General features: G+C 69.2%; 21 protein-coding genes and 2 pseudogenes. 10 read left to right on the top strand and 13 right to left on the bottom strand.

All coding sequences use genetic code 11. The annotated features are described in order from the left end of the window. Window positions 1-244: 244 nt before the first annotated feature. The 3 genes from B9S64_RS28250 to B9S64_RS28260 form a co-directional block, all read right to left on the bottom strand. Window positions 245-772, bottom strand: a complete 528-nt coding sequence (locus tag B9S64_RS28250) for a carboxymuconolactone decarboxylase family protein (protein WP_103493103.1) — start codon at window positions 770-772, stop codon at window positions 245-247. Between the two features lie 206 nt (window positions 773-978). Further along, the gene (locus tag B9S64_RS28255) at window positions 979-1,260 is read right to left on the bottom strand and encodes a hypothetical protein (RefSeq protein WP_103493102.1); all 282 of its coding nucleotides are present in this window, start codon (window positions 1,258-1,260) and stop codon (window positions 979-981) included. Window positions 1,261-1,390: 130 nt separating this feature from the next. Beyond that, entirely contained in the window at window positions 1,391-2,284 is an 894-nt protein-coding gene (locus B9S64_RS28260; protein WP_203631596.1) for a LysR family transcriptional regulator, read from the bottom strand. A gap of 90 nt (window positions 2,285-2,374) precedes the next feature. On the opposite strand from B9S64_RS28260, the gene B9S64_RS34235 reads away from it, so the two are divergent. The 3 genes from B9S64_RS34235 to B9S64_RS28270 all read left to right on the top strand — a co-directional run bounded on the left by B9S64_RS34235 (window position 2,375) and on the right by B9S64_RS28270 (window position 4,470). Then, a complete protein-coding gene (locus B9S64_RS34235; protein WP_146225115.1) occupies window positions 2,375-2,662 on the top strand; it encodes a hypothetical protein in 288 nt (95 codons plus the stop codon). Between the two features lie 171 nt (window positions 2,663-2,833). Further along, window positions 2,834-4,096, top strand: a complete 1,263-nt coding sequence (locus B9S64_RS28265; RefSeq protein WP_103505287.1) for an MFS transporter — start codon at window positions 2,834-2,836, stop codon at window positions 4,094-4,096. Beyond that, window positions 4,093-4,470: a sulfurtransferase TusA family protein gene (locus tag B9S64_RS28270; protein ID WP_103490236.1), complete on the top strand. Its 378-nt coding sequence runs from the start codon at window positions 4,093-4,095 to the stop codon at window positions 4,468-4,470. Before B9S64_RS28265 ends, B9S64_RS28270 begins: the two co-directional genes overlap by 4 nt. On the opposite strand, the gene B9S64_RS28275 is transcribed toward B9S64_RS28270, so the two are convergent. The 7 genes from B9S64_RS28275 to B9S64_RS28310 form a co-directional block, all read right to left on the bottom strand. After that, window positions 4,396-4,911: a hypothetical protein gene (locus B9S64_RS28275; RefSeq protein ID WP_181012213.1), complete on the bottom strand. Its 516-nt coding sequence runs from the start codon at window positions 4,909-4,911 to the stop codon at window positions 4,396-4,398. The genes B9S64_RS28270 and B9S64_RS28275 overlap by 75 nt on opposite strands. Before the next feature lie 109 nt (window positions 4,912-5,020). Further along, on the bottom strand, window positions 5,021-5,506 hold the full coding sequence (locus B9S64_RS28280; RefSeq protein ID WP_103490235.1) for a hypothetical protein: 486 nt from the start codon (window positions 5,504-5,506) through the stop codon (window positions 5,021-5,023). 205 nt (window positions 5,507-5,711) lie between these two features. Further along, window positions 5,712-6,224 carry an Ig-like domain-containing protein gene (locus tag B9S64_RS28285; RefSeq protein ID WP_103490234.1) on the bottom strand — a complete coding sequence of 171 codons (513 nt, stop codon included), beginning with the start codon at window positions 6,222-6,224 and terminating at the stop codon, window positions 5,712-5,714. A gap of 146 nt (window positions 6,225-6,370) precedes the next feature. Next, window positions 6,371-7,387: an IPT/TIG domain-containing protein gene (locus B9S64_RS28290; protein ID WP_103490233.1), complete on the bottom strand. Its 1,017-nt coding sequence runs from the start codon at window positions 7,385-7,387 to the stop codon at window positions 6,371-6,373. 216 nt (window positions 7,388-7,603) lie between these two features. Beyond that, on the bottom strand, window positions 7,604-8,350 hold the full coding sequence (locus B9S64_RS28295; RefSeq protein ID WP_103490232.1) for an IPT/TIG domain-containing protein: 747 nt from the start codon (window positions 8,348-8,350) through the stop codon (window positions 7,604-7,606). 976 nt (window positions 8,351-9,326) lie between these two features. Then, the gene (locus B9S64_RS28300; RefSeq protein WP_375153034.1) at window positions 9,327-10,196 is read right to left on the bottom strand and encodes a serine hydrolase; all 870 of its coding nucleotides are present in this window, start codon (window positions 10,194-10,196) and stop codon (window positions 9,327-9,329) included. Window positions 10,197-11,388: 1,192 nt separating this feature from the next. Then, on the bottom strand, window positions 11,389-12,279 hold the full coding sequence (locus B9S64_RS28310) for a LysR family transcriptional regulator (RefSeq protein WP_103490229.1): 891 nt from the start codon (window positions 12,277-12,279) through the stop codon (window positions 11,389-11,391). 145 nt (window positions 12,280-12,424) lie between these two features. Between B9S64_RS28310 and B9S64_RS28315 the strand changes: the two genes are divergently transcribed. The 4 genes from B9S64_RS28315 to B9S64_RS28330 all read left to right on the top strand — a co-directional run bounded on the left by B9S64_RS28315 (window position 12,425) and on the right by B9S64_RS28330 (window position 18,357). Then, window positions 12,425-12,796 carry a DUF4267 domain-containing protein gene (locus tag B9S64_RS28315; RefSeq protein ID WP_103490243.1) on the top strand — a complete coding sequence of 124 codons (372 nt, stop codon included), beginning with the start codon at window positions 12,425-12,427 and terminating at the stop codon, window positions 12,794-12,796. A 781-nt stretch (window positions 12,797-13,577) separates the two neighbouring features. Next, complete coding sequence (locus tag B9S64_RS28320; RefSeq protein WP_103490228.1) at window positions 13,578-13,934, top strand: hypothetical protein; 357 nt, start codon at window positions 13,578-13,580, stop codon at window positions 13,932-13,934. Then, on the top strand, window positions 13,931-16,447 hold the full coding sequence (locus B9S64_RS28325; RefSeq protein ID WP_103490227.1) for a tetratricopeptide repeat protein: 2,517 nt from the start codon (window positions 13,931-13,933) through the stop codon (window positions 16,445-16,447). Before B9S64_RS28320 ends, B9S64_RS28325 begins: the two co-directional genes overlap by 4 nt. A 173-nt stretch (window positions 16,448-16,620) precedes the next feature. Next, on the top strand, window positions 16,621-18,357 hold the full coding sequence (locus tag B9S64_RS28330; RefSeq protein ID WP_103490226.1) for an immunity 49 family protein: 1,737 nt from the start codon (window positions 16,621-16,623) through the stop codon (window positions 18,355-18,357). A 715-nt stretch (window positions 18,358-19,072) separates the two neighbouring features. Here B9S64_RS28330 and B9S64_RS28340 read toward each other — a convergent pair. Next, window positions 19,073-19,978 carry a hypothetical protein gene (locus B9S64_RS28340; RefSeq protein WP_258037777.1) on the bottom strand — a complete coding sequence of 302 codons (906 nt, stop codon included), beginning with the start codon at window positions 19,976-19,978 and terminating at the stop codon, window positions 19,073-19,075. 86 nt (window positions 19,979-20,064) lie between these two features. On the opposite strand from B9S64_RS28340, the gene B9S64_RS28345 reads away from it, so the two are divergent. Next, the gene (locus B9S64_RS28345; RefSeq protein ID WP_258037776.1) at window positions 20,065-20,430 is read left to right on the top strand and encodes a hypothetical protein; all 366 of its coding nucleotides are present in this window, start codon (window positions 20,065-20,067) and stop codon (window positions 20,428-20,430) included. Window positions 20,431-20,499: 69 nt separating this feature from the next. Here the strand turns inward: B9S64_RS28345 and B9S64_RS28350 are convergent, their stop codons facing one another. Next, window positions 20,500-21,540, bottom strand: a complete 1,041-nt coding sequence (locus tag B9S64_RS28350) for a winged helix-turn-helix domain-containing protein (RefSeq protein ID WP_103490223.1) — start codon at window positions 21,538-21,540, stop codon at window positions 20,500-20,502. A gap of 632 nt (window positions 21,541-22,172) precedes the next feature. Here B9S64_RS28350 and B9S64_RS28355 point away from each other — a divergent pair. Then, a pseudogene (locus B9S64_RS28355) lies at window positions 22,173-22,515 on the top strand (transposase family protein); the annotation flags it as partial. 125 nt (window positions 22,516-22,640) lie between these two features. Next, window positions 22,641-22,851, top strand: a pseudogene (locus tag B9S64_RS35275) (IS701 family transposase); the annotation flags it as partial. Between the two features lie 41 nt (window positions 22,852-22,892). On the opposite strand, the gene B9S64_RS28365 reads toward B9S64_RS35275, so the two are convergent. After that, window positions 22,893-23,270 (bottom strand): helix-turn-helix domain-containing protein, encoded by a 378-nt coding sequence (locus B9S64_RS28365; protein WP_103490222.1) that lies wholly within the window; start codon window positions 23,268-23,270, stop codon window positions 22,893-22,895. Window positions 23,271-23,330: the final 60 nt, after the last annotated feature.

Below are 23,330 nucleotides of genomic sequence, written 5' to 3' on the forward strand. Positions count from 1 at the left end.
CCTTTCGGGAGTGCACTGGAACGGCGCTCCCGGACGACCTGCCTACCGCCCGACCGTGACCCCGGAGGGGAGCACCCATGTCGATACTGCGTTCACGGGTACCACCTCCTCGGTCTCTCGCACGGCCACCGGGAAAGTAGCAGCGGCCGGCCGTGTCCGGCAAACGGTTTCCGGCGGGCCCGGTGGCCGGGCCTGACGGGGGAGGGGCGAGCGGCCGCCGTGCCACAGCCCCCTGGCCGCCTCGTCAGACGGCCAGCGCCACCAGGAAGCGCGACACCATGTTGTACGCCGCGACCGTGGCGACCGCTTCCACCGTCCGGACCTCACCGAACAGGCGTTTCATCTCTTCGATGAGCAGGGCGTCCACCTCCACCTGCTTCGTGGACTGGTCCGTCAGAGCGAGAAGGGCGCGTTCCTCCTCGTCGAAGACACCGCTGTCCACGTCGTTCTCCTTGAGGGCTTCGCACTTCTCTTCCGTGCCGCCCGCCGCCAGGTAGGCCGGGTGGTGCACCCCCCACTCGAAGTCGGCGCGGTTCAGTACGGCGACGCGCAGCATGATCAGTTCGCGGTGTTCCAGGGCGAGGCCGAACTCGGCGCGGACCCGGCCCAGCAGCGCGTTCCAGCCGGTGGCGAGGGGGACGCTCCTCAGCAGAACGCGATCGATCCCGATCAGCTCGCCGTCGGGCCGGCGGGCCTTCATGCCGGCCAGGAGTTCGGGCGGGGGCGGGGGAAGGGTGTCGTCCTGCCAGGGCGTGACGCGTACCGCACTCATGGGGTGCTCCTTGAGGGTGAACCGGCCCGTGGAGAGCCGGGCCGTGGTGAACCGGGCCGTGGTGAACCGGGTGTGCCGGAAAGGGAATCCGGCTTTCGGGATGCTGCCCGGACCAGGAGGGGCGGGTCCGGGCGCGGGGGGCCGGACGCGGGCCCCGCCGTGCTCGTGGAGCCGTTCCGGGACCGCGTCCGTATGCGCCGCCGGGTTCAGACGGTGTCGTAGAGGCGCGTCTCGGGGGCCGCCTCCAGCAGCGGGGACAGCTCTCCCGTCACGTCGCGGGTGAAGAGGTCACCGGCCAGATACGCCTCGGCGTCGGCCGCGTTCCGGAAGCGGTGGAGGACCTGGACGTCCTCGTCGCGGACGAGGAGTTCCTTGCCGGTGGCACCGGGGACGGTGTCCAGGAAGGGCTGCTTGTACTTCCCGTACACGGCCGCGGCGGCGGCGCGGTTCTCCGGGGCTATGCGCAGGGTGATTTCGAGATACGCCATGGTTATGCCTCACTCGGCGGGCAGAGGTGATGCGGTGCGGCGGATTCCGCAACGTGCCTGCCACGTTAGGCGCGCCGGGAGGGCTCCGGTAGAGGAGTCCGTTGAATCTGGCGATAACCCTTGTGTATGGCTAGCGGGGGACTGCCGCCGCGAGTCCGTCGGCGAGGCGGAGCAGGTCCGCGGCGAGCGGGGAGTCAGGACTCCAGACCGCCTCGAAGGAGATCCGCACCTGCCGGCCGTCGTGCAGCAGCGGGCGGTGGGGGACGTCGGGTGAGGTGAGCTTGGAGTGCGGCAGCATGGCCGATCCCAGGCCCAGCCTGGTCCAGTCCTCCAGGACCTGGTAGGTGGCGGCTTCGCCCGCGTAGGTGCGCAGGGGCATCTCGTGTGCCGAGAAGAGCTGGGTGGTGAACGTGGTCAGGCCGCAGGCGTCGGGCACGAGGATGAAGGACTCCTTGCCGGCTTCTTCCAGTTCGACGGGGGTCGCCTCCGCGGTGCCGGGGCTGACGACGACCATCGGCTCCACGTCGACGACGCGACGCTCGAAGCGCGGCATGGCGCTCACGGCGGGGATCAGGATGATGTCGAGCTGTCCGGCGGTCAGACAGTCACGCAGCTCCCGCATGTTCGCCTCGCGCAGCACGAGGTCGAGCGGTGCGGGGAGATTCTGGACCATGCTGAAGGCGCGGGCGACGAGCCGGGAGCCGATCAACGGGGAGAGGCCCATGCGGATCTTCCGCTCACCGGCCTCGGTCAGCCGTCTGGCCTCCGCCGTGACGGCGTCGAGTGCCTCCAGCGCGCGTGCGATCAGGGGCAGGACGCGCGCACCGAACGCCGTCCGGGTCACACCACGCGGGGAGCGGTCGAACAGCCGGTCGCCCAGGCGCTCCTCCAGCTTGGCGATGCCGTTCGACAGGGCGGGCTGCGTCACACCGTAGGCGCGGGCGGCGGCGCTGAACGACTTGGTCTCCGCGACGGCCCGCGCGTAGCGGAGCCCTTCGACGTTCAGCCGCTCGGGCACAGCCATCGCCTATCGCTCCATTCACCGATGTCCCCTACCAGGCAGTTCATTCGCTGCCTAGGGTGGACCTCTGTCGTTTCAGCATAACCAGCGGATATGAGCACCAGTCTGTTCCCGAAAGGAGGGCGCCATGCCGGAGAACACCGCGACCGTGGTCCTGAGCGAGTCCGGAGGCTCTCCGTACCCGGCGGCGGCCGGGCCGGCGGCGTCCACCTCGTCGTCCACACGGCCGTGCCCGGCGCGGCGGCGGCCGCGCCCGTCAGGACCGGCCACACCCTCGCCGGGGCCCGTATGACACAGCGGGGCACCCAGGACGTCATCGTGATCGGCGCGGGTCCTGGCCGGCGGGCAGACAGCGGCACGAGCAGTCCTGCGAACCCTTGAGGAGGACGGCGGACCGGTCGCCGTCCGACACCCCCACCCACCCGGCGCCGCCCCGGCCGCCGACGCCACCTGCCCCACCGCCCCGGCGCCGCCCCGGCCCACGCCTCTCCGAGCGGGGCTCCAGGGGGCGACGCCCCGCCCCGCCCCTGAAGCCCCGCTCCGGAAGAGACCATGACCCACACCGCACCCACCGGCACCACCACGGACCACATACCCGACCCCGACCAGGCGCAGCGCCGCGTTCTGCGCGTCCTGGTCGCCTCCCAGGTGTTCAGCGGTGCGGGGCTCGCCGCGGGCGTCACCGTCGGGGCCCTCCTCGCCCAGGACATGCTCGGCTCCACCAGCCTCGCGGGACTGCCCAGCGCCCTGTTCACCGCCGGCTCCGCGCTCGCCGCCGTCGTCGTCGGCCGCGTCTCCCAGGCCCACGGCCGACGCCCCGGCCTGGCGGCCGGCTACCTCACCGGTGCCGTCGGCTCGGCCGGGGTCATCGTCGCCGCCGTCCTGGACAACCCCCTCCTGCTGTTCACCGCCCTGTTCGTCTACGGCGCCGGCACCGCCACCAACCTCCAGGCCCGCTACGCCGGAGCCGACCTCGCCGCCCCCGGCCACCGCGCGCGGGCCGTCTCCACCGTCCTGGTCGCCACCACCCTCGGCGGCGTCGCCGGCCCCAACCTCGCCGCCCCCACCGGCACCTTCGCCCAGCACCTCGGCATCCCCGACCTCGCCGGACCCTTCATCCTCTCCGGCATCGCCTACGCACTGGCCGCCCTCGTCCTGGCCCTCTGGCTGCGACCCGACCCACTCCTCCTGGCCCGCGCCGTCGCGGAGAGGACGGAGGCGCACGCCGGTCCGGCCGCCACCGGTGACGCGGCCACGGGCGAAGGGCGCGGGGGCGTGGTCCTCGGCGCGCTCGTCATGGTCCTCACCCAGCTCGTCATGGTCGCCGTCATGACCATGACGCCGGTCCATATGCACGACCACGGCCACGGCACCGCCGCCTCGGGCCTTGTCATCGCCGTCCATGTCGGCGCCATGTATCTGCCCTCGCCTCTGACCGGGTGGTTCGTCGACCGCTACGGCCGTATGAAGATCGCCGCCGCCTCCGGCATCACGCTCCTGGCAGCAGGCGTGCTCGCCGCCACCGCACCCGACGACTCCGTGGCCCTTCTCGCCCTCGCGCTCGCCCTGCTGGGACTCGGCTGGAACTTCGGCCTCGTCTCGGGCACCGCGATCATCACCGACACCGTGCCGCTCGCCACCCGCGCCAAGACCCAGGGCACGGTGGACGTCTCCATCGCCATCGCCGGCGCCACCGGCGGCATGGCCTCCGGCATCATGGTCGCGGCGACCAGCTACCCGGCCCTCGCCCTCACCGGCGGTGTCCTCTCCCTGGCCCTCCTGCCCGTCATCGCCGCCACCGCCCACCGCCGATGACCGGCCGTACTCCTCCCGCGGACCTCACGGTCGACGGCACCGGCCTGCTCTGCGTCACCCTCCTGCTGCGTCTGCGCCAGGAGATCGACGGCGCGGAGCCGGGCACCGTCGTCCATGTCGTCACCACCGACCCCGCCGCACCCCTCGACCTGCCCGCCTGGTGCCACATGACGGGCCATCACTACCTCGGCGCCGTCGGAGCGGAGAGCCACAGCGTCCACGCCCTGCGGCTCACCGCCGGAGCACGGGCGACGCGCCCCGACGCGCCATGGCACCGGGCCGGGCGCGAGGGCAGTCAGTCAGGCGCTGGGCGCGGGGCAGACGGCCTGCCCGTTGAGGCGTCGGAGTGCCGCCTCGGCGAGCAGCGCCAGTGAGGCGAGGGCGAGCAGAGGCTGGAGCGGCGCCCAGTAGGTGAGCGCGCCGCCCGTGCCGAGCAGCAGCAGGACGATCTTGTTGCAGACCGGACACCCCACCGCGAAGAAGGACAGCACGCCGCCCAGAGAGCCGAGCCGCCCGCCGGAGGCCGCCGGCGGACCAGGACGCAGATACGTACCGAGGACCAGCCCGGAGAGCAGCGCGGTCGATGCGAGGGCCGGGTAGTTCCACCACTGGACGGGGACCTCCCGGCCGAAGAACGGGGTGGGGACGACGGCGGTCGGCACCCCGACGACGACGGCCGTGGCCACGGCGAAGGCGGCCGCGGCCGTCCACTGCCGGGGCTCCCACAGACGCAGCGCGCCGAGGGCGGTGCGTGGGGAGCGGCTGCTCGGGGCGGTCGGCGGGACAGGTGCGGGGGAGGCGGGCGACAGGCCCATGCGGATGTCTCCGTTGCTGAGGAGGGACGGACGAGGGCGCGGAGCCGCCCACCTCACCTCGGGCCCCGGGCGGGGCTCGGGGAAAGGTGTGGGGGCGGCGAGGGCCGGTCTAGATCCTCAGGACGGAGACGTGCGGGGGCGGTGCCTTGGCGGGCGGACCCTCGCCGTGCGCGGACCAGCACCGTGCGGTCCGCGGGACCGGGGCTTCGCCCGGGGGAGGCGGTTCCGCCGAGGCGGGCGCCACGAGATGCGGGGCGCTCGATCGCTCCGGCGCCTGGCGTCGCGGACAGGAGCCGTGCGTGTCGTACGCGTTCTCGGTGTCGTCCGACGCCGTCTCACCGGCAGCGGGCGGGGGCGCGCCGAATCCGGGGCGCGCCTCGCCTCCGACTGACGCGGACAGCGCGACGCCGGCCACCGGACCACGAGGGGCCGCCGGACCGGACTGCTCTCGCAGGCCGGTGTGCCCCTGTTTCAGCCCGGTGTGGCCCTGTTTCAGGCCGGTGTGGCCCTGGACGCACAACTGGGCGAAGAGAAGGGCGACCAACACCAGAAGGACGGAACTCGTCGACCGGTCGGTCGTGCGTGCTCGGCGCACCGCTCCTCCTTCCCCGCCGACGGGCGTACGGACCCGTGGCGGCCCCGCTCCCGCCCACCGTACGTGTCGCGGGGGTGGACGTGACGTACCGCCGTCGTCCCAGGGGAGCGGGGCCGGTTCGTCAACTGCCCGGCCCGCCCGCCACGGCCGCGGAACGCGAAACGGCCCACCGACCGGGTCGGCGGACCGTCACGGAAGGCCGGCGCTAGCGCTGATGCCGCTGGCCCAGGGAGTTGAACGTGTAGTTGTGGGAGTTGATGTTGTTCGTGACGTCGCCCATGGAGAAGCCGATCAACCCGCCGCAGGCGAGGAAGCACATACCGGGCGTCGGGGTGGGGGGCGTCGGCGCGGCGGTGACCTGGACGGTCGTGGTGTTGTTGGAGGCGTCGCAGTCGGCGTTGCCGTTGTAGGCGGCGGTGATGGTGTGGGCACCGGTGGTGGTGAAGGTGGCCGTGTAGCCGGCCTGGCCGTTGGCGTCCACGGGCACGGTGTCGAGCAGGTCACCACCGTCGAAGAACGTGACGCCGAGGCCGCCGGTGGGATCGGCGGGACAGTCGACCGTGGCCGCCAGCTGCACGGCGGTGTTCACTTCGGCCGACTGAGGGCTGGCCGTCACCGTGGTGCTCGACGGTACCGCCCAGGCGGGGGAGGCGAGCCCCAGGACGGCGGCCAGGCTCGTGGCGACGAGCAGTCTCGCTTTGCGTGGTGTGATGCGCACGGATTCGGTTCCTTGTTTCGGTCTTCGGTCCGCTGGATGCGGGTGCCGTGGGCCTCACGCTAGGGCGGTCGCTTCTGGCCTCCTGGGACGCGGCGCCCACGAGTAGCCTGGTTGGATCAACTGTCTGCGCCCGTTCGACGGGTACATCAGATTGCGGGGGCGGCGGTCCGGGTGTAGGTCGCGCCGGGGCTGGTTCCGCCCGCGGTGGTGACGGACACCGTGACCGGACCCGGGGCGCCCGCGGGGGCCACCGCGGTGATCTGCGTATCCGACACCACGGTGAACGAGGCGGCCGTACCCCCGAAGGTGACGGCCGACGCGGTGGCGAGGTTCGCGCCGGTGAGGGTGAGGACGGTGCCCGCGGACGTGGGGCCGCTGCCCGGTACGAGTGCCGACAGCGTGGGCGGGGCGACATAGCTGAAGGCGACGGGGTTGCTCGTACCCCCCGGGGTGGTCACCGTGATCGGTGCGCTGCCCGTCCCCGGGGGAGCGGAGGCCGTGATCCGCGTGGCCGACACCCCGGTGAAGGAGGCGGCGTTGACGGCGCCGAAGCGGACGGCGCTCGCGTTGAGCAGGTCGCTTCCGTCCAGTGTGACCAGGGTGCCGCCGGCCGTCGGACCCACGGCGGGGCTGCCGCCGCGGAGAACGGGCGGGGCGGCGTAGAAGAAGAAGGCGTCCGGGGCGCTGGTGCCTCCCGGTGTCGTGACGGTCACCACGGCGGCCCCGGCGGTTCCGGCGGGTGTGACGGCGCTGATCTGGGTGGCCGAGTTCACCAGGAACGACGTGGCCGGGACCCCCGCGAAGGTGACCGCCGTGGCCCCGGTGAACCCGGTCCCCGTGAGGACCACGGCGGTGCCGCCCGCCGTCGGGCCGTTGGCGGGCGTCACCCCCGTGACCTGCGGTACCTCCGCCAGGACGTAGGTGAACGTCACCGAGTTGCTGTTACCCGTCGGGTGGATGACCGTCACCGCCGCCGCACCCGCGGCGCGGGGAGGGCTCACCGCCGTGATCTGGGTGGCCGAATTGACGGTGAACGAGGTGGCGTTGGTACTGCCGAACCGTACGGCGGTGGCTCCCGTCATCCCCGTGCCGGTGAGGGTGACGACGGTGCCCCCGGTGGTGGGCCCCTGGGTCGGATTGACGGTACTGAGCGTGGGAGGCATGAGGAAGCTCCAATGGGACCTGGGCGTGGCCCGGACCGACGGGACGCCGGTCCGGGCCGGGGAGTCACCACGTCCGACGCGCCGACGGCCGAGGGCCCTCCGCCCGGCACGGCGCACCGGGCCGGACGGCGGGCAGGGCGGAGACGGTCACCGGAAGCGAGGTGGTCGAGGCAGGGCCGCCGCCCGGCGCGAACCGGGCGGCAGCGGGGGTACGGGTCAGATACCCGGACCGGCGACGTAGGTGTAGGCATCGGCGGCCGTGGCGGAACCGGCCGCGTTGGTCACCACCACGTCGACCGTACCGGCGGAACCGGGCGGGGTCACCGCCGAGACCGTGGTGGCGTTCACCACGGAGAACGGCGCCGGGGTGCCGTCGAAGGTGACGGATTCGGTGGTGTCGAGGTTGGTGCCGGTGATGGTCACACCGGTACCGCCCGACGTCGGCCCGGAGGCCGGCGCGACGGTGGTCACGGTGGGGACGTCCACGTACGTGTACGACAGACCGTTGTTCGTCCCGCCCGCGGTCGTCACACTCACCCCGACGGGGCCGGCCGCGGCGCCCGCCGGCACGACGACGGTGAGCTGGGTGTCGGAGACGACCGTCGGCGTGGCGGTGTTGGCCCCGAAGGACACACCGGTGGCCGTCGCCAGCCCGACACCGTTGACGGTGACCGTGTTGCCACCCGCCAGTGGACCGGAGACCGGACCCAGTGAAGACTTGAACGGGGCCCCGACGTAGAAGAACGGAACGGGGTTGCTGGTACCGCCCGGCGTGGTCACGGTGACCCCGACGGTGCCGGCGCCCGAGGGGGACACCGCCGTGACCTGGGTCGGTGAGACGTTGGTGATGCCGCTGGCCGGCTTGGTGCCGAAGGTGACAGCGGTCGTGCCGGACAGGTTCGTACCTGTGATGGTCACCAGGGTGCCACCGCCGGTGGAACCCTGGTTCGGAGAGATGGGCATGGAGGGACTCCTCGCTGACAGAACAGACAGAGGGCAGAGCGGAACCGGGAGATTCAGGGCCGACCGTCGCCGGAGAACGCGCACGGACGAGGAGACGACTGAACCCGGCCGCCGTGCCGAGGGAGTTCCTCGAAGCGGCACAGAGAAGAACCGGCAGGCGCCGCCCTTATTTCCGTGATCCCCGGTCTTGGGATGGGCGGCCCACCGGTTCGCTGCCTCAAGTACGCCACACCCAAGGGGGTTTGACAATATGCCCGTATCATGATCTCAAAAGCGGAGGGCGCATCGGTGAAACCGTGTACCACCGGCGTGCACCATCGGCCTTCGTCTGCGGGCGCGAAAGAGACCAGTCTGCGCCGCGAGCGGCACAGACTGGCCGTCCAACCCCCTTCGGGGTGCCCATCGCGGTCCCGGCGGACCCATGCCCTCCCCACGTGTGAAGGGCGACACATCGCACCGTCGCCACGCTCCCCGAACGGAATGGGCTGCCCAGTGGTTGGATTTGCCCAGTAACGCAGGATGTCGGCATATGCCTCAAGTCGCGACCCCGCAAGTCACCTGATTGGAGTAGCTCGCGGCGGGACAACAGCCGGCGCGATGAGCGAACGCGCCCTCCATGACCCCGACTTGCGCGCCCTCACGTCGCCTGGCACCCGTACGACGCGCGGGCGTCCCGCCGCACGTACCGTGGCACCGCCTGGACCGGTGGCAGAAGGCAGGGGTTCTTGACCGGCCGCACCGGACCCTGCTCGCGAAGCTGAACGCGGCCGGCGCCCTCGACTGGTCGAGGGCGTACGTGGACGGTTCTCGCATCCGCGCGAAAGGGGGGCGCCGACACCGGTCCGTCGCCGGTGGACCGGCGGAAGACGGGCGGCAAGCAGCATGTGATCCGCGACGGACGCGACACCCGCAGCCCCTCCAGCCGCCCACGCCGAGCAGCGGCGTCAGGGCGCTGGAATGAGGGAGGGCCGACCCGTCAGTTCCGAGTGGTCGCGGCCACGGCTTGTCTGGCCGCCCGCTCCACCACGGAGATGCCGTCGTCCATCGACGGGCTGCCGTCCGACAGCACGGCCACGAGGTAGTGGTGTCCGTCCACGGTGACCTGGCCGACGCTGTTGACATCCCAGAGCCCGGAGGCCGTGCGCTGCAGCCAGCCGTTCTTCAGCGCGTGATCCGAGCCGGAAGCCGCTGAGACCCCCCACGCCTGGTCGCTCGCGACATGGGTCATCAAGGACCGGATGTACGCCCGGGAGTCCTTGTCCAGCGGAGAGTCCGTCTTCGATGTCGCGGCGCCGTCGAACACGGAGAGCAAGAGCCTGATCTGGTCACTTGCCGTTGTCTGCGTCAGCCCCCACTTCGCGCCGGGACCGCCCTCGGTCGCGGTCAGGCCCATGCGCTTGTTGGCCGCCTCCATGCCTGGCGCCCCGCCGATCTCACGCCACAGGTCATTCGTCGCCGCGTTGTCGCTGTTTCGGATCATCGGTTCGGCCAGTGCGCGTTCCTGGGCGGTGAGGTGCCTGCCCGCGTCCTGAGCCTGCAGCAGCAGTGTTGCGAGAATGTCGACCTTGACGATGCTGGCGGTGTCGTACGAGGCGTCCTCGCCGTCCAGCAGCGGCTCTAGGCTCTTGCCGTCGAGATTGAGCACCGCCGCTGTGACGCGCGTCTTGCCCGGGCCTTGTGGCGCGGCGTCCACGCCGGCCGCGGCATGGGTCTGCTCCGACGGCGACGGCGCGGCGACCGCATGTAGTCCGCCCAGGGCGAAGAGGGTCGCCACCGAGGCCAGAAGCACACCGGCGCAGGCGCCGGCACGGCTCCCGCGCCTTGATGCGCCCTTCATATGCGGCATAGAGCGCGTATACGACATGGCATGCAGGCCTTAATAATTGGATTACGAACGGACTTAAATGCCGAGAGTAGGGGAAATCCCCGCCTTGGGAAGTGGCCTGCATCACTGCAATCCCGCTACGTGTCGTATTGTGAGAAAGTCCATAGAGCTCGTAACGCGATCGTGTGGTCGCATTACGAGCTCTATGGGTGGACAGCGGCCAGAGAAGCAGCATGGCCCCCCTTGGCTGAGGTTTGTCGCGACACTTCTTACGGCGGTCTGGGTGATGCTGCCGGCGAGGCGCCTTTTGCGACGGGCTCGTGACCGTAGGTTCTCTACCGGCGCCCCTGTTTCACGGCCCAGCCGGAGCCGACGGACCGTCAGCCGTTTACCAGCGGTGCTCAGGGCTTGGCGCCGGTTTTCGTTCCGGATGTTCCTCGACCCCCGACCAGCACCACTGGGTCGGCTGCTGAGGCAGGCAAGGACGAAGGCTCTCCGGTTACTGGAAGCTGAGGACGTGGTGGAACCGCTCGCCCTTCTCGCCGGTGCTCAGCCACAGCACTCGGCAAGGTGGTTCGCACGGGTCGGAATGTGGTACCAGGCGCCCGAGCCGTTCTCGATGCTGCCGGCCGGTCGGCGAGAGGGACCGGTCTCAGGATTTCACGTAGCCGCTGTAGATGAACTCCGCCCCGTGACTGCCGCCGGTGTCGAGGTTGTCCGTGATCGCGTACCAGATGTTGTTGTACTTGTTGATGCAGCGCCAGTACGTGTGGACAAGGAAGTTCGCCGGAAGGGTGTCCCAGACTGTGGCACTGCCGTACGGGCCGGCCGGCGGATACGCCCCTCCCAGAACGCGTCCCTTCGTCAGCAGTGATCTCAGAATGCCGTGGGCTCAGAGATCGGACAATGAGTGATTGCGCATGATCCGATAAGCGCGGAGTTATCAATGCGCTGATACCAGACGTCCCCCATGTCGGCCATCAGCGGCCCTGCCCGCAGGCTGCGTACTGGCGTCGAGGCAGGGCATCCGTCGCAGGTCAAGAAGGCGGGGCGGCCGGGACGCGGCGTCGACGAACTGGACCTGCCCTTCGCGTCACAGACGTCATCTGCACCCGGTTCTCCAGCAGCGGGTTTCGCCAACGGCCTTTGCGATCGGCCGGTAGCCGACGACCTCATCTCGTACGGCCTTGTTGAGGGCTCTCACCCGGGACCGTCAACCGGTCCGTGGACCGGTGTCCCTAGCCGCCCGCGCCAGGGCGCGGACAGTGTCCGTCTCTTGGGCGGCAGGCCAGATCAGGGCCCATTCCCCGGTCGGAGCGTCGTGAGGGTGCAGGTAACGCAGGCCGGGCCAACGGTAGTAGCGGGCCGCGTCGCCGTGGACGAGGCTGACCGCGTCGCCCGCGGCGACTGCTGCGGCGACTTCCTGGAAGGTGGTGACTTTCGGTCCGCGGCGTATGGGCCGTCCGCCGGGTGTGTGGGTGGGGACGAGGGTCTGGAGCCAGTATTCGGGCGTGGGCGGTCCGCAGTAGGGCAGGACCCAGTCCGCGAGATCCTCCATGCCCACTTCGCCCTTCAGTGCCAGTGGGTGATCGACGGCCACCATGAGCAGCAGTGGTTCGGCGTCGATCACGGGACCGACAGTGAGATCGGGTTCCCGGACGGGCAGCCAGGCCGATGCGATCTCGACGGTGCCGTCGCGTAGCGGGCCGAAGGGGTCGGTGAAGTTCATCTCCCTGATGTGCAGTTCGATGTCGGGGTGGCGGTTGCGGAACAGGTCCAGGAGGTCGGCCTGGTCGTGCGCCTGGGGGCCGTAGATGCCGAGGGTGAGTGTGACCCTGGCGCCGCGGCCCGCGGCGGCCGCATCCCGGATGCCGTCACGTATCCGCTGGTAGCCGGCGCTGAGGTCTGCCCGTAACTGGACTCCGATCGGAGTCAGTTCGACGCGACGGCTGTTGCGGACGAACAGGCGGGCGCCGATCTGTCGCTCCTGCTTGGCGATGGACTGGCTCACGCGCGCCTGTGACACATGGAGGCGTTGCGCGGTGCGGCCGAAATGCAACTCCTCGGCCAGCGCCAGGAAGATCTCTATGTCCCGCAGCTCCACTCGCGTCCCCCGCCGACCCTCTGTGATAACTCCACGATTATCCAAGCATGCGGAAGTGGCGATTGTTCACGCGTTCGCCCCACCGCATCCTGAAAGCCGCCCGGCGTGAAGCACCACACGTCAGGGACACAACCACGGGGGAATGATGCTCACTTGGCTTGCCCACGGCTTGGCCGTGGTGCTCAACCTGCTCATCGTGATCGTCGGCCTGAGGTTCTTCCTCCAGCCGCAGGCCGCCGCGGCCGGGTACGGGGTGCCGGCCAGAGAAGCGAGCGCGTCGGCCTACCTGACCATCAAAGGACTGCGTGATCTCGTCTCCGGGCTGATCGGCTTCGCGCTCCTGGTCTTCGCGGCCGACGAGGCTGAGGCATGGTTCATGCTCGTCGTCGCACTGACGCCTCTTGGCGACACCGTGATCGTCCTTCGCAACGGCGGCACGAAGGCGGTCGCCTTCGGGGTCCACTTCGCCACGGCCGTACTCGTCCTGGTGTGCTCGGGTCTCCTGTTCGCCCTGTGAGCCATGCCGGCCGGCCGTTCCGTCTGTTTTGTCAACAGCCGGGGCCAGGAGGCCCTACGTGTCCTCATCACCCCCGGCGTGGAGCGCTTCGAGTACTTCCGCCCTCTCGAACGCCTTGCCTACGGCAAGGGTTCCGCCCCAGCCCCTGATGGACGTACAGAAGCTGTACGGCACCTACTGCCGGCAGGGCACCGCCTGGTCGGCCGCCCCGGCCTGACACGGTTCTCAGCGCTGATACGCCGAGACGACACCGCTCCTGACGACATCCGGGGAGCAGGCGGCCGGAGGCCAGGAAGCGCGAGCACACGGACGCCGACAGGCAAGGCACCGAGGCTCAGCGCGACGGAACCGACCCGTGCGAGGACGCACCCGCGCCGGCCTGATGCGGCTCGCTCCCGTCCCGTCACGAGGTCAGAGACTCACGCATCTCGTCCAGCCAGGACGCTCTCCCACCCCAACTCGTACGAGGTCGCCACCAGAAACGGACTCGACGTCCACCGAGGCTGGGCCGTGCCAAGCGGTCTATGCTGCGCACGAGTTGGATCAGTCTCAGGGGAGGCCACGGAGGGGCGATCGCGGCTGTTGAGGAAGCGACGCGGATATGAGCGCGATCCGGGCACCGCCGGGAGCACCACTGTGAGCGGTCGCTCCGCCGCGTTCTCACATGCCGCTCGGTGGCGCTCACGGCCGGATTGCCCGGAGCGGACGGTGATTGCACCTTTCGCGACGTTGACCGATCCTGCCGGTGCCGGTCGTCGGATTGAGTGGAGGAAGGACAGCCATGGAGCTGCAGCTGTGGGTCGAGGGGGCCGACCCGGTTGAGGAGCTGGAGGATCTGGGGGACTGGCTGAGCCAGGAACCGGAGCTTCGAGGGCGGGTCAAGCCCGCTCCGGCGATCCCGTCCGAGGGCGAACTCGGCGGGCTGCCCGACGTCCTGATCGCGGCGCTCGGAGGCGGTGGCCTGGCCAGCGCGCTGGCCGCATCCTTGAGCGCGTATCTGTCGCAGCCCCGGCGCCGTTCGGTCCGCATCAAGATGAAAGGGCCGCAAGGACAGGAAGTCGAGGTGGACGCGCAGTGCGCGGGCGATGCCGAACGTCTTCTGCGGATCGCACTGGGGCAGGCGGAAGGATCCCAGTGACAGGACGGGGTATCGATCCGGCGCGCTCACGTATCGTCCTTCTCGGCTCAGCCTCCTACGACGATGAGCAACTGGCTGACGTGCCTCAGATCTCGGCCAATCTGCGGGACTTGCGGGACGTCCTGACCGACCCTGAGGTCGGCGGGTTTCCCGCGGAGTGCTGCGTCACCGTTCCGCCTCAGGCGACCGGCAGGGCGGTCGGCCAGATATTGCACCGGGCGGCGAACGAGGCCGAGGACCTGCTGCTGTTCTACTTCGTCGGTCACGGCATACCAGTAGGTCGCTCCCACGAGTTGTACCTCGCCCTCCACGAGACCGCCATGGACGCCGTGGAGTACAGCGCGCTGCGGTTCGACACGGTGCGCGGGACCTTCCTGGGCAGTCGGGCCAAGAGCCGAGTGGTCATCCTTGACAGCTGCTTCAGCGGGCGTGCCATCGGCGCCACCTTGAGCGCCGGTCAGCAGGAAGTTCTCGGGCAGCTGGACATCCGGGGGACCTATACACTCACTTCGGCCCCACCCAACAGCACAGCGCTGGTGCTGGCCGACGAAGAACACACCGCCTTCACCGGGCGGCTCCTCTCTCTCCTGCGTGAGGGCGCCCCGCACACCGGTCCGTTGATCACCATGCAGGACATCTACCGGACCCTGTGGGGCCGTTTCACGGCAGAACGGCTGCCGCTGCCCCAGCAAAGGGGCACCGAGAACGCCGACCAGCTCGGACTCGTCCGCAACCGGAGGGCAGCCGCGACCAGTTCACTCACCGGCCCAGACCCTTCCCTCCAGCCGTCGGCGCACGATCCACGTGCTGACTCTCTGACCCGCCAACACGACAAGGCTGTCGAGCTTGCCGAGGACGGGCACGGGGACGAGGCCCTTGCCCTGTTCGAGCAGGTCGCCGAGGGGCGGTCCCGCGTGCTGGGGCCCGAGGATCCGGACACCCTTGAAACGCTTCACCAGCTTGCCCTTTCCTATGGTGAGGTGGGACGTGATCAAGAAGCGTCGGACCTGGGACAGCGGGTGGCTGAGATGCGTGCCCGGGTGCTGGGGCCCGAGGACCCGGGCACTCTCGACACGCTCCATGACCTGGCCGTCACCTACGAGCAGTTGGGCCGGAAACAGGAGGCGTTGGACCTCAGGGAGCGGGTCGCCGAGGTCCGTACTCGCGTGTTGGGGCCCGAGGATCCGGACACCCTTGAGACGCTTCACCAGCTTGCCGTTTCCTATGGTGCGGTGGGACGTGATCAAGAAGCGTCGGACCTGGGACAGCGGGTGGCTGAGGTGCGTGCCCGGGTGCTGGGGCCCGAGGACCCGGGCACCATGGAAACGCTCGATGTCCTCGCCCTGTCCTACGCCTCGATGGGTCGCGTGCGGGAAGCGGTCGAGCTGTGGGAGCGGGTGGCCCGGGTACATGCCCGCATCTTGGAGCCCGACGATCCTGAGGCCCTTGGCGTGCTCCATGTTCTCGCCTCCGTCTACGGTGAAGTAGGTCGGGAGCAGGAGGCAGTTGACACGGGGAAGCGAGTAGCCGAAGCACGCGCCCGAGCGCTCGGACCTGAGGATCCGGACACCCTCGAAAGCCTTCACGGCCTCGCTCTTTCCTACGACCGGTTGGGCCGTGAACGGGAAGCGCTGGATCTCAGGGAGCGCGTGGCCGAGGTGCGTGCCCGGGTGCTGGGGCCCGAGGACCCGGCAACTCTGGAAACGCTCTACGACCTTGCCGTTTCCTACGACCAGCTAGGCCGGGAACAGGAGGCGTTGCATCTCAGGAAGCGGGTGGCTGAGGCGCGAGAGCGCGTCCTGGGAGCAGACGATCCCGACACCCTGCGAGCCTTGCGCAGCCTCGCTCTCTCCTACGCCTCGGTGGATCGCGTGCGGGAAGCGGTCGAGCTGTGGGAGCGGGTGGCCCGGGTACACGCCCGCACCTTGGAGCCCGACGATCCTGAGGCGCTCGACGTGCTCCACGTTCTCGCTTCCGCTTACGGTGAAGTAGGACGGGAGCAGGAGGCAGCTGACACGGGGAAGCGAGTAGCCGAAGCACGCGCCCGAGCGCTCGGACCCGAGGACCCGGACACCCTCGAAAGCCTGTACACCCTTTCGCTTTCCTACGACGCGCTGGACCGTGAGCAGGAGGCGCTGGACCTGAAGATGCGGGTGGCCGAGGCCCGTACTCGCGTCCTCGGACCCGAAGACCCCGACACTCTCGAAACGCTCTGCAGCCTCGCTCTCTCGTACAGCGTGGTGGGGCGCGATCACGAGGCGGTGAGTTTGGGCGAGAGGGTGGCCGAGTCCTATTCCCGTGTCCTGGGGCCCAACGATCCCGCGACTCTGGAAATGCTCGACACCCTTACCGACCTCTACGACAGTGTGGGACGACATGCCGAGGCGCGGGCGGTGAAGAAGCGGGTGGCGGCGGCTCGCGCGCAGGGCCACCGCCCGTCCGCGCCGCCGTCGGCACCAGACAACGACAGCCAGCCGGAGAGAGGACGCGGCTGGTTCCGCGGGCGTGCCTGACCGCCCACACGCGCTGCGCGGCTCACCACCGCCCCGTCCCCGTCCGGCCCCCGGACATCCAGGCGGCACGGGGCCGGGCCTCGGGACAGCAGCCGCCGGTCTGTCACACCCCCCACCTACGCTGTGGCAGAGGCCGAGCGAGGAGCGGGACAGTGCGAATAGAACGTCACCAGGTGGGCGAGGCAGCCGTGTCGGCAGCGCGCGAAGACTTCACCAACCGGATCGGCAGGCAGGTGCGCTCCATGTCGAAGGCCGATCGGATGACCACCTACGAATGGCAGTTGATCGCCACCGAGTTTCTCGACTACCTGGGTGCCCTATCCGTCGCGACACCCCACCTCGACACCCCGGAGGCCAAGGCGGCCCTCAAGGACGCCTCGGAGGCCGCGGCCGGCGCCGTCGCCTACGCCGCCTATCACCCGCACTGCGGGTTTCAGGTGTTTCTGGAGTACGTCAACTTCGGCATGAGCTACGACCCGGGTGACGACGCACCCAAGGAGAGCGTCACGACCTGGGACTGGATCGACGCGCTCTGCTTGGCCGTCCTCAGGGACAAGGCCACGTGGTACGGCGAGGCCTTTCGCTTCGCCCGCGACAAGTTCGCCGCAGAGGCACTGGGCACGCCTGCCGGCGAACTCGTCACCGGATTGACGGCCATGGTCCTGGACGACGCCGGCGACGACGAGGAGTACCCGCCGAGTGCGCGGGCCAGGCTCGCCGCCGTCGACGCGGCCCTGGACCGTATCCGCACCCGCGCCGCGGAGACCGGCAAGCCCCTTCTGGAGCGGCCCGACAGTGTGGCCCTCGGCGCGTTGCGGGCCTTGGCCGTCGAGGACCAGCAGGCCTTCGATACCGCCCTCGCCGGCCTACTGACCAGGCATGCGGCCCTGCAAGGCCCCGCGGCCTCTCCGAGCACCCTGCTGCCGCTCGTCCCCCTCGCCCTCGCCGCGCTCGCGTACCGGACACGGGGCTGGGCGCCGACCGTTCGCACCGACTACCTCCCGCACGCGCTGATCACCGGCTTCGAGACCCGGGGCCCCAGGGTCGGAGGGTTCGGCCGGGACCGGCGGCCGGACGCGGTCGCCGCGCTTGCCGCGGGCCCGTTGATGGTGGAGCGGCCCGCCTGTGAACGCGAGGGGATCGCGCGGATCGAGGCCATGTACGAGGAACACCTCCGGGCAGCCTTCACCCCCGCCGACGGGAAACCTCTCGCCGTCCGGCGTCTCGGCAGTGCCATGGGCGATCAGGCGCGTCTCTTCCAGTGGCGGGCGGGCAACCCCGGCGACGACACGGACGCCCAGCTCGCAACCCTCCGGCTGGCCTCCCAGCTGGGTGCTGCCCTGTTCCGCATCGCCCTGGCGGAGCCGGGCACCGAGGTCGAGGTGACCATCGGCGGGCGCACCCTGCGCTATCCGGCCGAGCGGGGTGCGGAGGCCGGTGCCGGCAGCTGGCAGACGGCCGTCGCCTTCGCCCTGATCACGGGCGTGCGCGAGGACCTCGCCCCACTGGTCCTCACCGGCCCCGCCTTCGCCCGCCCGGACGGCTCCGCGTTCACCGAATACCGAGACGCTCTGCACGCCTACCTGAAGGGCGTGGAGCCCGAAGCGGCCGCGGGGCGGGCGCTGCGGAAGGCCGAGAAGGCCGCGGACTGGGGCTTCGCGATGCCGCCTGCCGTGCTGCTGTCACAACTCGCGGAGGGCGACGAGGAGAGCTTCAACCTCGCCCTGGCCGACGCACTCGAAGCCCACCGGGCCTACTACCAGGTCGCCGACCGCGCTGACGATCCGGAGGCCTCCGTCAACCTCGACATCCTTGCTTTGGCCTGCCATGCCCGCCGCCGCGGCTGGGCCGTCCGTGTCGAGTCCCCCTATCTGCCGCAGAGTCTCCTGCGGGCCGCTGCGCCCTTCTAGGGCCTGTACGGAGTCGTGATCTGTCTTGCCTCCGGCTCGGTGGGGTCCGGGGCGGTCGCGTAGGACGGAGGGATATCGCGTCCTCAACTAACTGGCAGCGAGTGCAGGTTCATCGAGACGTTCCTTCCAGTGGGTGAGTACGGGCCGTACCCGTCGCACCTGCGGGAGGGGCTTCCGCGTCGAACACGCCTTCGCCCGCATGAAGACCTGGAAGATCCCGTCGGCTGCTGGACCACCGGCACTTCCGTCAACGGCTACACCATCTGGGCCCGCCTCTATTCCCCAAGCGGATCCCGGTACGTCAGCGACTACTACCTGTCGACGGGGCATCTTCAGAGTTACGTCTCGCACTGCTGAGAAGCCGCCCTGACAAGTGCCTGTTTCGGTTCACGGCGGTCACGGACGAGAGACAGGCACTTACCTTGTTTCTGAACGACCACGCCCGCCAGGCACGTCAACCTCGTTCGTGACGATGCGTCGGTTGTTCTGACGGGCTTGAAGGCGCTCGGAGCGCACCCAAGCAGCCGGTGTTTCCCTACAAGCACTGCTGCAACCCTCCACCGCCGGAAGGCCGCCCAGTGCCAGCAGCACCCCCGTCGCCCCCGACAGCACCACCGACGTGGTTCTTGTAGTCGACTTCGGCGCACAGTACGCCGAGCTCATCGCCCGCCGCTGTGGATTCCGGTACCCGGCGGTGTCTTTGCTGCGGCGAACCTCAGTCGAAGAGCTTTGGGCCCAGCGGGTGCCAGACTGCCGGGCTGGGGAGCCTGGCCGCCGCAGGCGGGCCCCAGCTGCCGGGCTCGTAGACGAGGGGGGCATCGGTGAGGTCGAGGACGGGCTCGACGATGCGCCAGCATTCGAGAATCGCGGGGTAGAACGCGAAGGGCTCGGGGTCACCGTTGATCGCGCCGCCGAGAATGGTCTCGTAGGGCTGTTCCAAGCGGCCGAAGAGGCTGGAGTAGTCGACGCCGACCGGCACCCGGACTGGTTCCACGTCCTTTTGGGCCTTGCGCACGACGAGGTCGGTGCGGATGCCGGTGTCGCCGTCGATGCGGAAGCGCACCACGTTCGGCGGGTGCTCTTCTTGTTCCGAACCGCCGGACAACCTCAGTGGTGTGGGGCGCAGTTCGACCACGACCTCGGTGGCGGTGACGGCCAGGGCCTTGCCGCTGCGCAGATGGAACGGGACACCGGCCCAGCGCCAGTTGTCGATGTAGAGGGTGGTGGCGAAGTAGGTGTCCGTCGTCGAGTCCGGCTGCACGCCGGCGACGTCCTGATATCCCCGGTACTGGCCGCGCACGGTGACTGCGGGGTCCATCGGGCGTACGGCGTGCAGGACCCGCCACTTCTCCAGGCCTTGCGTCACCGCGTTTGCCGCGCTCGGCGGATCCATCGCCAGGAGGGCGAGGACCTGAAGCAGGTGGTTCTGCACCACGTCGCGCAGGCAGCCTACGGTGTCGTAGAAGGAGCCGCGGTCGGCGACGTCGAAGTCCTCGACCAGGCTGATCTGGACGTTGTCGACGTAGGCGCGGTGCCACAGCGGTGCAAGCAGGGTGTTTGCGAAGCGCGCGACCATGAGCGACTGCACCGCCGAGTTGCCGAGGAAGTGGTCGACGCGCAAGAGGTGGTTGTCGTCGAAGTACCTGCTGAGGTCGGCCTGGAGGGGGCCGGCGCTGTGAGGGCAGACGCCTGGACATTCCGGCAGCTGTGGCCACCGGCTGCCCCGATACCCTCTCAGAGAACAGCCCCGACGAATGGGAGAAGCCAGTGATCCGAGACCTGTACAACGTCCGGGTGCAGCCTGAGGAAGGCGGCTCCATGCCGCTGACCGAGGAGGAAGAGCAGCGCGTGCGGGCGGTGTTCTTCAGCGATCTCGGCAACACCATCGCCGAACGAGGCTGGGTACGGTTTCCCGCGTACTCGCCGGAGGAACGTCGCCGACTGGTCGATGTCGCGCACCGTCTCAGTGCTCATTGGGGGCAGCAGGTGTTCATCGAGGCTTTGGACCAGTGCACCATGAAGCTCTACCTTGCCGGGCACGGATCGCAGTCGGCGAGTCCGTTGCTGCCGTAGGCGGGAGGTCGCCGTCTGTGGTGACTAGGCCGTTTCTTACCGATCAGCGCGAGAATGAGCAGTAGATGTTCAACGCCCCGCCTCTAGAAATCGGGCCTGCGGGACGGGGTGCTGAGGAGTATTGAGAAGGGCCAAACCCAGAGAAGTGAGGCTGTGAAGTGCCGTGTTCCGATCCCGAACGGTGCGGATCAGCCCCGCTGCGCGCAGAGTGGTCGCGTGTTCGCTGGCGCTCGGAGGTGAGATGCCAATGAGGGCTGCAAGTTCCTTGGTGGAAGAGCCGGGATGATCGGCGATGGTGTGGAGAACGGAGGCCCGGGTCTTCCCAAGCAATGAGACCACCGGAGACCGGGATCCGGGCGGGACCGGGTGGGGTGGTTGGGTGAACAGAGGCAGTGGGTTTGCTACCTGTTGGCCGATTGGGTATCTCACCACGGGCTGCGGCTTGGCGTCGATGTCGATGGCGGGGTCTTCGGCGCCGAAGACCGAGGGGGTGAGCAGCAGTCCGCTTCCTTCGAGATGAAGGTCACCGTCGAAGCCAGATCGCATGGCGATCTCCAGGACGGGCGGATTCCAACAGATACGCCGCGGGTGGAGCGAGGCAAGCAGGTGTTCCATCCCACCAACGAGTACCTGCCGCATCCGCCTCCCCCGGTCTGCCGCAGCTTCACTGGTGATATGCGCCCAGTGGGGCGACATCAGCACCGCGTAGACATGGTCCAAACTGTCACAGAGCTGTCGCAGCAGGTCGGAGTCGTAAGCCAGGTGGTGCGCCCATGGCGGGAGTGGCTGCCACTCCGCCACATGGGCCAGATCCTTGCGGATCTGGGACCGGGGTATGGCGCGTACCTGCTCCAATAACTCATGCGGTCCGCCGATGTCGGCAGTGGTGAGAAATGTAGGAGCCCAGCCGCCGGGCGGTATCAGATCGAGGACCATACGCGCCTTCGGATCAAGACTGGTGAAGGCGGCACGTCTCCAGGCTCCCAAACGTATCGGGTGGCTGCGGTCCTGCAGGCTGCGCACTGCGGCGCTCAGTTCCATCAGCGGTGGGGGCGGCGCTATACGCGTCCGCGCCAGGTCCTCAAGCGTGAAGTGGATGCGGTAGACCACAGTTCTCCCCAGTCAGGTACGGCATGGTCTCGGCTGATCCTCCTGGAATGCCGTTGTTCGGACCAGCCCGAATCTCGTCGAGAAGGGGCCCGCTGGCGGGGAGATTAGGTACCACGCACCGGGCGTCCCACATAGCTCGTGTGCTCGACGAACGGCCACAGTCTCCATCATTGCAACAACGATCAGAGGGGAACACGATGCACATGCGACGTGCACTGGTAAGCCTGGCCCTGGGAGGTGCACTCGCCCTCACGGGCACAGCTGCGACGGCCGAGGCGGCCGATGGCACGGCATCACCGCAGCTTTCGGTCAGCGAGACAAGCGCGGTACCGGCCAGTTGGCACTTCTACCGCGCCTACTGGACCGTGGGCGCTTGCTCCGCCGAGGGAGACGCTCTCGGCGGTTCCTACTACTGCGAGTACAAGCGAGGCAACGACGGCAAGATGAAGTGGTTCCTGTACCGCTGGTACTAGGCTCGACCTTTCGTGACGGCCCGCCGGTTCAACTGGCGGGCCGTTTCAGCTTGTTGGACGTACCTGGCTCGGCAAGGGCGTTGTCAGTCGTAACGAGCCGACGTGTGGCAGCGGTTGAAGGGTGCTCGGGCGAGGGTGGGATGACCAGTGGTGGTGATCATGGTCGACCGGAACATTCTCGCGCACCAGCTGTTCACCGGGAACTACCGGCAGCATCTACCAGGCCCAGTACGGGAGTTGGTCGAGTCATGGCAGGCCGTGGTCGAGGACCGTCGTCACAAGGCACGTGTCGTGACCAGGAAGCGTGGGCCGGCGCCCGGCTCAGCTGATGTTCGTCGACCGGCTGGTCGTCCCGCTGATCCACCTGCGGCACGGTCTCCCGCACCTGGTCCTCGCCCTGCTGGCCGGTGTTGATCGCTCCACCGTCATCCGTGCGATCCGTGGGATACGCGGGCTCCTGGCCGAACGCGGATGCGCGGTCCCCGACCGGCCGGGCCGGCGGCCGATACGCCCTGGCACCCCTGGGCAACAACGGCTCCAGCACCGTCCACTGCACATCGGTGAGATCTCCCCGCCCCATGAACCGTGATCATTCACAGCCCGGAACTTCCGCCGCCTGCTCGAACCCGTCACCGCTGGGTTCCGGCCCGGCGCAGTCTGTCCGATCCGGCGAGATAGCTACTACCTCGCCCACGCACCCGTCGGCGTCGAGATCGACGAACTTGTCCGGATCGCCGGCAGCCGGTGGGCGATCACGGAGTGTTTCCAGGCCGCGAAGAGCGAGTGCGGCTTGGACGAGTACGAGGTCCGCCGCCGCATCGGCTGGTATCGGCATATCGCCCGCCCACGCCGTCCTCGCCGCCCAGGCCGGTGACGCGGTCAGAATCCGGCCTCCCCTTCTTCCCGCGCTCTGAATTCCTCGCGTGCGCGTTCGACGGCGGGCATGTTCTGCGAGGCCCACGCAAGCAGCACGTCAACGGGATGCCGGAGGGTCTTGCCGAGGGGCGTGATCCGATACCTGACCGCCACGGGGCGCACGGGGACGACCTCGCGCTCGATCACACCGTTCCTTTCGAGTCGCCGCAGTGTCGCGGTCAGCGACTTCTGCGTGACCTGGGGGATGGCCCGGCGCAGTTCGTTGAAGCGGTACGGGCGTTCGCAGAGCTCGTTGAGGACACTGAGCGACCATTTGTCGAGGATCTGGTCGAGCAGTTCGCGGTGCGGGGTGTTGATGCGGAGTTCGTCGTCGGTATCCATGGTGAAACCTGGTCTCGTTGAAGTGTCCTTCTTCCACTAGGTAGCTTATCGATACCTGCT

Origin of the sequence: Streptomyces sp. SM18, from assembly GCF_002910775.2 — a bacterium.
Classification (GTDB): Bacteria; Actinomycetota; Actinomycetes; order Streptomycetales; family Streptomycetaceae; genus Streptomyces; species Streptomyces halstedii.

Excerpts from the sequence above, each read along its gene's own strand:
- B9S64_RS28290 (WP_103490233.1), bottom strand. The coding sequence starts at position 7,387 with ATGCCTCCCACGCTCAGTACCGTCAATCCGACCCAGGGGCCCACCACC.
- B9S64_RS28255 (WP_103493102.1), bottom strand. The coding sequence starts at position 1,260 with ATGGCGTATCTCGAAATCACCCTGCGCATAGCCCCGGAGAACCGCGCC.
- B9S64_RS28365 (WP_103490222.1), bottom strand. The coding sequence starts at position 23,270 with ATGGATACCGACGACGAACTCCGCATCAACACCCCGCACCGCGAACTG.
- B9S64_RS28250 (WP_103493103.1), bottom strand. The coding sequence starts at position 772 with ATGAGTGCGGTACGCGTCACGCCCTGGCAGGACGACACCCTTCCCCCG.
- B9S64_RS34235 (WP_146225115.1), top strand. The coding sequence starts at position 2,375 with ATGAGCACCAGTCTGTTCCCGAAAGGAGGGCGCCATGCCGGAGAACAC.
- B9S64_RS28300 (WP_375153034.1), bottom strand. The coding sequence starts at position 10,196 with ATGCCGCATATGAAGGGCGCATCAAGGCGCGGGAGCCGTGCCGGCGCC.
- B9S64_RS28265 (WP_103505287.1), top strand. The coding sequence starts at position 2,834 with ATGACCCACACCGCACCCACCGGCACCACCACGGACCACATACCCGAC.
- B9S64_RS28320 (WP_103490228.1), top strand. The coding sequence starts at position 13,578 with ATGGAGCTGCAGCTGTGGGTCGAGGGGGCCGACCCGGTTGAGGAGCTG.
- B9S64_RS28315 (WP_103490243.1), top strand. The coding sequence starts at position 12,425 with ATGCTCACTTGGCTTGCCCACGGCTTGGCCGTGGTGCTCAACCTGCTC.
- B9S64_RS28270 (WP_103490236.1), top strand. The coding sequence starts at position 4,093 with ATGACCGGCCGTACTCCTCCCGCGGACCTCACGGTCGACGGCACCGGC.
- B9S64_RS28260 (WP_203631596.1), bottom strand. The coding sequence starts at position 2,284 with ATGGCTGTGCCCGAGCGGCTGAACGTCGAAGGGCTCCGCTACGCGCGG.
- B9S64_RS28295 (WP_103490232.1), bottom strand. The coding sequence starts at position 8,350 with ATGCCCATCTCTCCGAACCAGGGTTCCACCGGCGGTGGCACCCTGGTG.
- B9S64_RS28275 (WP_181012213.1), bottom strand. The coding sequence starts at position 4,911 with ATGGGCCTGTCGCCCGCCTCCCCCGCACCTGTCCCGCCGACCGCCCCG.